The organism is Kitasatospora sp. P5_F3, from assembly GCF_054049135.1.
In genome coordinates, this window is sequence record NZ_JBFUMY010000134.1 from 1 (window position 1) to 6,986 (window position 6,986).

At 70.6% G+C, this 6,986-nt stretch carries 8 protein-coding genes; 3 read left to right on the top strand and 5 right to left on the bottom strand.

Annotated elements, in window-relative coordinates:
- Window positions 1-291, top strand: a 291-nt coding sequence (locus tag ACXJMZ_RS35860; RefSeq protein WP_457034196.1) for an adenosylhomocysteinase, incomplete at its 5' end; no start/stop codon positions are given.
- Window positions 292-370: 79 nt separating this feature from the next.
- On the opposite strand, the gene ACXJMZ_RS35865 is transcribed toward ACXJMZ_RS35860, so the two are convergent.
- The 4 genes from ACXJMZ_RS35865 to ACXJMZ_RS35880 form a co-directional block, all read right to left on the bottom strand.
- Window positions 371-1,417 carry a hypothetical protein gene (locus ACXJMZ_RS35865; RefSeq protein ID WP_457034197.1) on the bottom strand — a complete coding sequence of 349 codons (1,047 nt, stop codon included), beginning with the start codon at window positions 1,415-1,417 and terminating at the stop codon, window positions 371-373.
- On the bottom strand, window positions 1,417-1,935 hold the full coding sequence (locus ACXJMZ_RS35870; protein WP_457034198.1) for a SigE family RNA polymerase sigma factor: 519 nt from the start codon (window positions 1,933-1,935) through the stop codon (window positions 1,417-1,419). Before ACXJMZ_RS35870 ends, ACXJMZ_RS35865 begins: the two co-directional genes overlap by 1 nt.
- Before the next feature lie 133 nt (window positions 1,936-2,068).
- On the bottom strand, window positions 2,069-3,166 hold the full coding sequence (locus tag ACXJMZ_RS35875; protein WP_457034199.1) for a hypothetical protein: 1,098 nt from the start codon (window positions 3,164-3,166) through the stop codon (window positions 2,069-2,071).
- 44 nt (window positions 3,167-3,210) lie between these two features.
- Window positions 3,211-3,729, bottom strand: coding sequence for a SigE family RNA polymerase sigma factor (locus tag ACXJMZ_RS35880; RefSeq protein ID WP_457034200.1), 519 nt, complete (start codon window positions 3,727-3,729; stop codon window positions 3,211-3,213).
- 91 nt (window positions 3,730-3,820) lie between these two features.
- Between ACXJMZ_RS35880 and ACXJMZ_RS35885 the strand changes: the two genes are divergently transcribed.
- Window positions 3,821-4,474, top strand: a complete 654-nt coding sequence (locus ACXJMZ_RS35885; protein WP_457034201.1) for a hypothetical protein — start codon at window positions 3,821-3,823, stop codon at window positions 4,472-4,474.
- A 7-nt stretch (window positions 4,475-4,481) separates the two neighbouring features.
- Here the strand turns inward: ACXJMZ_RS35885 and ACXJMZ_RS35890 are convergent, their stop codons facing one another.
- Window positions 4,482-5,393, bottom strand: coding sequence for an RDD family protein (locus ACXJMZ_RS35890; RefSeq protein WP_457034202.1), 912 nt, complete (start codon window positions 5,391-5,393; stop codon window positions 4,482-4,484).
- A gap of 151 nt (window positions 5,394-5,544) precedes the next feature.
- Here ACXJMZ_RS35890 and ACXJMZ_RS35895 point away from each other — a divergent pair, with 151 nt between their 5' ends.
- Window positions 5,545-6,549 carry a stage II sporulation protein M gene (locus tag ACXJMZ_RS35895; protein WP_457034203.1) on the top strand — a complete coding sequence of 335 codons (1,005 nt, stop codon included), beginning with the start codon at window positions 5,545-5,547 and terminating at the stop codon, window positions 6,547-6,549.
- The last annotated feature ends 437 nt before the right edge of the window (window positions 6,550-6,986 follow it).

Sequence of the window (6,986 nt, forward strand, 5' to 3'; positions counted from 1 at the left end):
ATCCTGCTGTCCGAGGGCCGGCTGCTGAACCTGGGCAACGCGACGGGTCACCCGTCGTTCGTGATGTCGAACTCCTTCGCGAACCAGACGATCGCGCAGATCGAGCTGTTCACCAAGACCGAGGAGTACCCGGTCGGCGTGTACGTGCTGCCCAAGCACCTGGACGAGAAGGTCGCCCGCCTCCACCTGGACGCCCTGGGCGTCAAGCTCACCGTCCTGAGCCAGGAGCAGGCCGACTACATCGGCGTCCCGGTCGAGGGCCCGTACAAGGCGGACCAGTACCGCTACTGATTCCCCGGTAGCTGACTGAACGACCGTGAGGCCGGTGCCCCCGTGGCACCGGCCTCACGCGTTCCGCCTCGACGGCAGGTCACCTCCGGAAGACGTCCGTCGTCCAGTTCTCGGGGGTGGCGCCCAGCAGCCGGATCTCGTTCAGCATGGTCTTCAGCCGGGCCTCCTGTTCGGGAGAGAGCCGCCCGCCCAGGCTGAGACAGACCCTGACCTCCTCGTCCTGTCGGCAGGTCGCCAAGGGCGCCTGCCCCGTGGGAGCGGGGTCGGGGCTGCTCCCGCTGCCCTTGCCCTGGCGTTCGACCGCACTGGGGCTCGGCTGCGGCCGATCGGCCACCGGGAAGGCGTTCAGGACGATGCCCTCCTTGCCGACCTTGAGCTCCATGTGCACGCTCCACGCCTTGTCCGGCTCCGGCCGCTGCAGGTACAGGTACGCCGTGCCGACCGGCTCCGTCACCCCGGTGAGCTGCACCGGCAGGGGAACCTCCCACGCCCCGAACTTCGCGTCAGCGGCAACCCGGAGCAGCGTCTCCTCCAGCCCCGCAGGCATGAGGTCTCCGTACAGGTGCGCCCATCGGCCGTTCGGCGTCTGCCAGCGCAGCATGAGCTCTTGATTAGGAGCCTTGGTGATGCCGTCCACGGGAACGGGGGTCAGCCAGTACGCCGGTCGGCCCTTCACCCGGGGGGCGTCCCGTTGTGTCCACTGCATCCCGGGCGGCATGCTGGGCGCCCCCGGCTTCTCCAGGGACAGTGAGAGCCGGGGCTGGTTGCCCTCGCCCTCGCCCTGGACGCTCGCGCTGTTCTCCCCGTTCAGACTCGCGTACCCGACGCCCAGCACCGCCCAGTCCGGCAGCCAGCCGAACTGCACCTCGGTGATCAACGGGTCGCTCCCCGAGAGCGAGCTGGTGGCCGGCTCCGGTGTCCCGTGCGTCGGCCGCTGGAACGAGACCCCGAGGGCCGCCACCCCGATCATCAGCGCCACGGCTCCACCGAGCGCTGCCAGCCTGCGCCTCCGCATCCGACCCCGCCCCTCCCGCCGGGCCCGTTCCACATCCGGCATCCTCCCCGCCCCGGCGTTCTCGGCGAGTTCGGTCAACTGCGCCGCCAGCTGCGGCATCTCGTCGTTCATCACGCCACACCTCCAGGTGCGCTGAAGGGATCGCCCGCCAGGTTGCGCCGTAGAGCGTCGAGGCCGCGCGAGGTCTGACTCTTGACGTTGCCGGCCGAGCACCCCATCGCCTCGGCGGTCTGTTCCACCGTCAGGTCGCAGTAGTAGCGGAGCACCACGGTGGCCCGCTGCCGGGACGGCAGCGCGGCGAGCGCCCGTCGCAGGTCGAGGGACGTCTCCAGCTCGCGGCCGAGTTCCGCGACACCGTCCACCACCGCCTCCCCCCGGGCGGTCCGTCGCCACCACGAGGTGCGCTGCTCGGCGAGGAACGTGTTCACCAGCACCACCCTGGCGTAGCCGTCCAGATTGTCCGCCCGTCCGGCCCGGTGCCAGTTCACGTAGAGCTTGGTGATGCTCTCCTGCACCAGGTCGTCCGCCCGGTGCGAGTCCGCGCAGAGCAGGTAGGCCACTTTGCGGAGCCACCCGCCTCTCGAGGTGACGAATGCCGTGAACTCGGCGTCGCGTGAGAGCTTCGCCATTGAGATTCCCCCTCCCGGGCGGCACACAGGCGCACCCTGCCCCCCTGATGTGGCCGGGCCTCCGAAAGGTTGCACCAAGACAGCGAGGGAACGCCCGGGATCGGGCGTTCCCTCGCTCATCGACCATGGACCGTCAGTTGAGCACGTCGGTCGTCCACTTGGCGGAGTCGGTGCCGAGCAGGGTGATCCTGTCCAGCCAGGCCTGCGGGCCGCCGCCAGCAGCGAGCGCGTCTGTCTGCAACGGGGTCACACAGACCCGCACACCATCGGCGGCCTTGCAGGTCCCGGGGTTCGACTGGCTCCCCGCAGGGCCGGAGGCGGGACGCCCCGGTTCGGTGCCATCCGGCGTGACCGCGGTGCTGAAGTACTTGCCCGGCGCCGAGGAGTAGTTCAGCTCCGCCCGCCACTCCTTGTCCGACCCGACCTGCCGCTCGAAGGAGCTCGAGCTGAGGACGTAGCCAGACGGGATCCCGTCGATCCGCAGCGGCAGGGGGATCGACCGGCGGCCCGCCGTCACGCCGGCCGCGATCCGCAGGGTCACCGGCTGCCGGTCCGCCTCCTCGAGGTAACTGTTGTCCAACTCCAGCCAGCGCCCGTCGGGGGCCTTCCAACGCAGCCGGGTCAGCCCCTCTGCATAGCCCGGGTCGTCCGAGGACACCCAGTACGCCTCCTGGCCGTTCACCTCGGGCGCGGGCACCCGAATCGCGTGCGCCCCGGTCGGAAAGTCCGCGAGCTCGGGCGTCGTTCCCGCCGGATAGGCCGTCAGCCGGTAGATCGGGGCCTGCATTCCGCGCCCGGCCGTGGCATGAATGGTCACACCGTACGGGGAGAGGGTGTACCGGACCGAGTTCACGTCCGCCGGTAGCCAGCCGAAGTCGGCCTCCACCGTGATCGGAGCCCGCCCGCTGTACGGTGCCCGGGTCTGCGAGAGGGACGGCACGGGCGTACCGCCGCCGGGCAGTGAGGACGGCGAGGACGTCGACAGCGGACTCTTCGAGAACGTGGGCAGCGCACTCGCCGAGTGGCTGGCCACCGGGCTCGGCGACCCCGGCTGCGCGGGCCCGACCGCCTGCCTGTCACCGCCGGGCAGCGTCAGCGACAGCGTCGCGGCCACCACCACGGCCACCCCGGCGGCCGCGACCGCCCCCCGCCGACGGCGGCGCAGCCGCGCCAGCCCGTCCCGTTGCGCCTGGTGCACATCCACCGTGCTGACCGGTCCAGGAACGTCCACGAGTGCCTCCAACTTCATAGTGAGAGAAGGAAGTTCTTCAGCCATTACGCCGCTCCCTCCGAGAACGCCAGCCGTTCCGGGGCGAGCGAGCGGCGCAGTGCCTCAAGCCCCCGTGCGCTCTGGCTCTTCACATTGCCGGGCGAGCAGCCCAGCGCGTCCGCGGTCTGATCCACGCTCAGATCGCAGTAGTACCGCAGCACCACCGTCGCCCGCTGCCGGGGCGGCAGTGCCGTCAGCGCCTGCTGCAGGTCCAGCGCCGCCTCCAGGTCACCCGCGAGTGGCAGGGCCCCGTCGGCCGGCACCTCGGTCCGGTCGGTCCGCCGCCACCAGGCGGTCCGTTGCTCGGCCAGGAAGGTGTTCACCAGCACCTTCCTGGCGTAGCCGTCGAGGTTCTCCACCCGGCTCACCCGCGACCACTGCACGTACAGCTTGGTGATGCTCTCCTGCACCAGATCGTCTGCCCGATGCCAGTCCGCGCAGAGCAGGTACGCCACCTTCCGGAGCCAGCCGACCCTGGAAGCCACGTACGCGGTGAACTCGTCGGCGTTCGTCTGTTTCACCATCGGGCCCTCCCTCCCGGAGCGATGCGTCGGCACACCCCCCGACAGGCTGATGCGGCCGGGCCCGGGAAAGGTTGCACGTAGGCTTCACCTCATGCCGAACGGCCGCTACACGCACCACGACACGCACGACCACCTGCCGCTCGGCGAGGAACGCTTCAGCTGCGCCCCGGGCCCGGCGGGCTGGCGTTACGTCTCCAAGACCTACGCCCCCGACGGCAGCGTGCTGGCCACCACCGACCTCACCCTGGACTCCCGCAGCCGGCCGCTCCGGCTCGAACTGCGCTCCGGCGGCTGGCTGGTGCGCGGCGGCGCGGTCGACGGCGTCACCTGGGTCCGCACGGCGGCCGACGGCGCGGGACAGCGCCCGGGCGAGCACGCGGCCGAGGCAGCCGAGGGCCACGACCGGGCGCACGGCTTCACCGGCTCGTCCCCGGCCTTCCTGATCGCCACCGCCCGGATGCTCCGGCTCCAGCCGGGCAGCAGCTCCCGGGTCCGGCTGGTCGCCTTCACCGACCCGGTGCTCGCTCCCCGCACTCTCGACCAGGGCTGGCTGCTGGAGTCCGTGCAGACCCACGAGACCGACTCGGGCCCGCTCCAGGTCGAGCAGTACCAGGTCGCCGACCTGGAGACCGGCGAGCAGCAGATCGTCCACCTCGCCGGGGACGTGGTGCTCGCCGCCTCGGGCATCGAGCTGGAGGAGCTGGAGTCCCCGCCCAACCAGTGGCCGACCGAGTACTACGCCTGACGCACCATCAGGCCGGCGGCGCGAAACCGGTCGGCGGAGCGGCCGGCCCCGGCGGCGGTGCCACGGGAGGAGCCGGCGGGGGAGTCGGCTGCGGCGCGTACGGGTGTGCCTGCTGTTGCGGTTGTTGCTGCGTCTCGCGCGCCTGCTGGGCCTGGTGGCCCAACGACCTTTCCCAGTCGCGTCGCTGGCGCTCCGCCAGCACCGCACCGAGGTAGGCCGCCGGAGGGACCCCGTACGGTGCGGCCTGGCCGGTCCGGGCGACCAGGTCGCCGACCAGCCGCAGCGCCATGCCGTGCCCGACCGCCGGGTCGAGCTGCCCGATCCGCCCCAGGTACTGCCGGATCGCCAGCCAGAGCCCCTCCGGGACCGCCGACAGGTCCAGCGCGACCAGCCCGCCGCCCAGCCCCTGCATCAACTCCGGGGACAGCGGCGGCAGCGCATCCCGCCCGGCACCCGACCCGGGCACCCGCTCCCGGACCACCAGGGTCCCGGCGAAGACGTCCCCGAGCCGACGGCCCTCCGGCGAGACCAGCGAGCAGATGATCGCCGGGACACCCATGAACATCAGCAGCTCGACGAAGCCCACCAGCCCACGCACCAACGCGTGCCGGAACCGCACCGGTCCGCCGTCGGTCCGCACCACCCGCAGGCCCAGCGCGAGCTTCCCGAGCGACCGTCCGCGGCTCAGGGTCTCCACCAGCACCGGTACGCCCACCAGACAGAACACCGTCAGCCCGAGCGCGATCGCCGTCGCCGCGGCGTCGTCCACCGCGCTGAGGACCGCGTCCAGCAGGAAGAACGCACCGATCAGCACTGTGAACTGGGCCAGCAGATCCAGCCAGATCGCCAGCGCCCGACTCGGCAGCTTGGCCGACCGCAGCCCGAGGACCACCGCCTCGCCCGTCACCAACTGACTCATGGTCCGCCACCCCGCCCGTCCGATCAGGCGGGGCCACCCCCGCGATCTCCAGCCGCCAACATACGGCGCTGCCGAACCCCCGCGAAGAGCAGCCCACCCCTCTGGCATGCTGAGCCGGACTCGTAGGCCTTACCCCATAGGAGACCGCCGCATGGACCTCGACGTCTTCGTCACCGCCCACCAGGCGGAGTGGCACCGTCTGGAGGTCCTGAGCAAGCGGCGCCGCCTCAGCGGGGAGGAGGCCGACGAACTCGTCACCCTCTACCAACGCGCCACCAGCCACCTGGCCCAGGTGCAGTCCGCCGCTCCCGACCCCACCCTGGTCGGCCGGCTCACCACCCTGGTGGCCAGGGCCCGCAGCGCGGTGACCGGCGCCCGCAGCGCCTCCTGGCGCGACGCCGGCCGGTACTTCACCGTCAGCTTCCCCGCCGCGCTCTACCGCTCGCGCCAGTGGTGGATACCGATCGCGGTGCTCTCGATCCTGCTCTCCGCCCTGATCGGCTGGTGGGTGGGCGCCCACCCCGAGATCCGCGACAGCCTGGCCGCCCCGGACCAGATCCGCGAGATGACCAGGCCAGGCGGCCAGTACGAGACCTACTACTCCGACCACCCCGCCAGCTCGTTCGCCGCCCAGGTGTGGACCAACAACGCCTGGATCGCCGCCCAGTGCCTGATCTTCGGCGTCCTGCTCGGCCTCCCGGTGATCTGGGTCCTGATCAGCAACGTGATGAACCTGGGCGTTGCCCTCGGCCTGATGAGCTCGGCCGGCCGCCTGGACTTCTTCCTCGGCCTGCTGCTCCCGCACGGCCTGCTCGAACTCACCGCCGTCTTCGTCGCCGCCGGCCTCGGCCTCCGCCTCGGCTGGACCGTCATCGACCCCGGCCCCCGCCCCCGCGCGACCGCCCTCGCCGAAGAGGGCCGATCGATCATCGGCATGGCGATCGGCCTCACGGTCGTGCTGTTCGTCAGCGGCCTGCTCGAAGCCTTCGTCACCCCCTCCGGACTCCCCACCTGGGCCCGGATCGGCATCGGCGCGGTCGCCGAGGTGCTCTTCCTCCTCTACGCCCTGGTCCTCGGCCGCCGAGCCGCCGCCACCGGCGACGCGGGCGACCTCGAATCCGCCGATCGGGCGGACCTCAACCCGGTGGCGGCGTAGCGCGTGGCTGGTCGGGACAGGGCCGCTGACCTGGTAGTCTTCTCATCAGCGCACAAAAACCGTTGACACGGTCCACATGTGCTAGTAGGTTTAAACGGTTGAGACCGACTGGACAACAGTCGCCTTGAAGGTTTAGTGTCTACAACATCGCCAGGACGAGGCAGTGAGCATCTACGGGTGCCCGCCACGGATTCGGCAAAATCCCTCCCAGCGGGAATTCAGAACGAATGAAGCCGGTAAAACGGCCGAAATTGATCTGCTAAGCTGGAAACACGAAAGAACGAAGCGCCCGGAGGGTCCGCCTGATAAGCGGCTCGAAGGAAGTGTCCGTTCCTTGAGAACTCAACAGCGTGCCAAAAGTCAACGCCAGATATGTTGACATCCCCGGCCTATCCTTTGGATGGGTTGGAGATTCCTTTATGAAGTAAAACACTAGC

Excerpts from the sequence above, each read along its gene's own strand:
- ACXJMZ_RS35865 (WP_457034197.1), bottom strand. The coding sequence starts at position 1,417 with ATGAACGACGAGATGCCGCAGCTGGCGGCGCAGTTGACCGAACTCGCC.
- ACXJMZ_RS35870 (WP_457034198.1), bottom strand. The coding sequence starts at position 1,935 with ATGGCGAAGCTCTCACGCGACGCCGAGTTCACGGCATTCGTCACCTCG.
- ACXJMZ_RS35880 (WP_457034200.1), bottom strand. The coding sequence starts at position 3,729 with ATGGTGAAACAGACGAACGCCGACGAGTTCACCGCGTACGTGGCTTCC.
- ACXJMZ_RS35885 (WP_457034201.1), top strand. The coding sequence starts at position 3,821 with ATGCCGAACGGCCGCTACACGCACCACGACACGCACGACCACCTGCCG.
- ACXJMZ_RS35890 (WP_457034202.1), bottom strand. The coding sequence starts at position 5,393 with ATGAGTCAGTTGGTGACGGGCGAGGCGGTGGTCCTCGGGCTGCGGTCG.
- ACXJMZ_RS35895 (WP_457034203.1), top strand. The coding sequence starts at position 5,545 with ATGGACCTCGACGTCTTCGTCACCGCCCACCAGGCGGAGTGGCACCGT.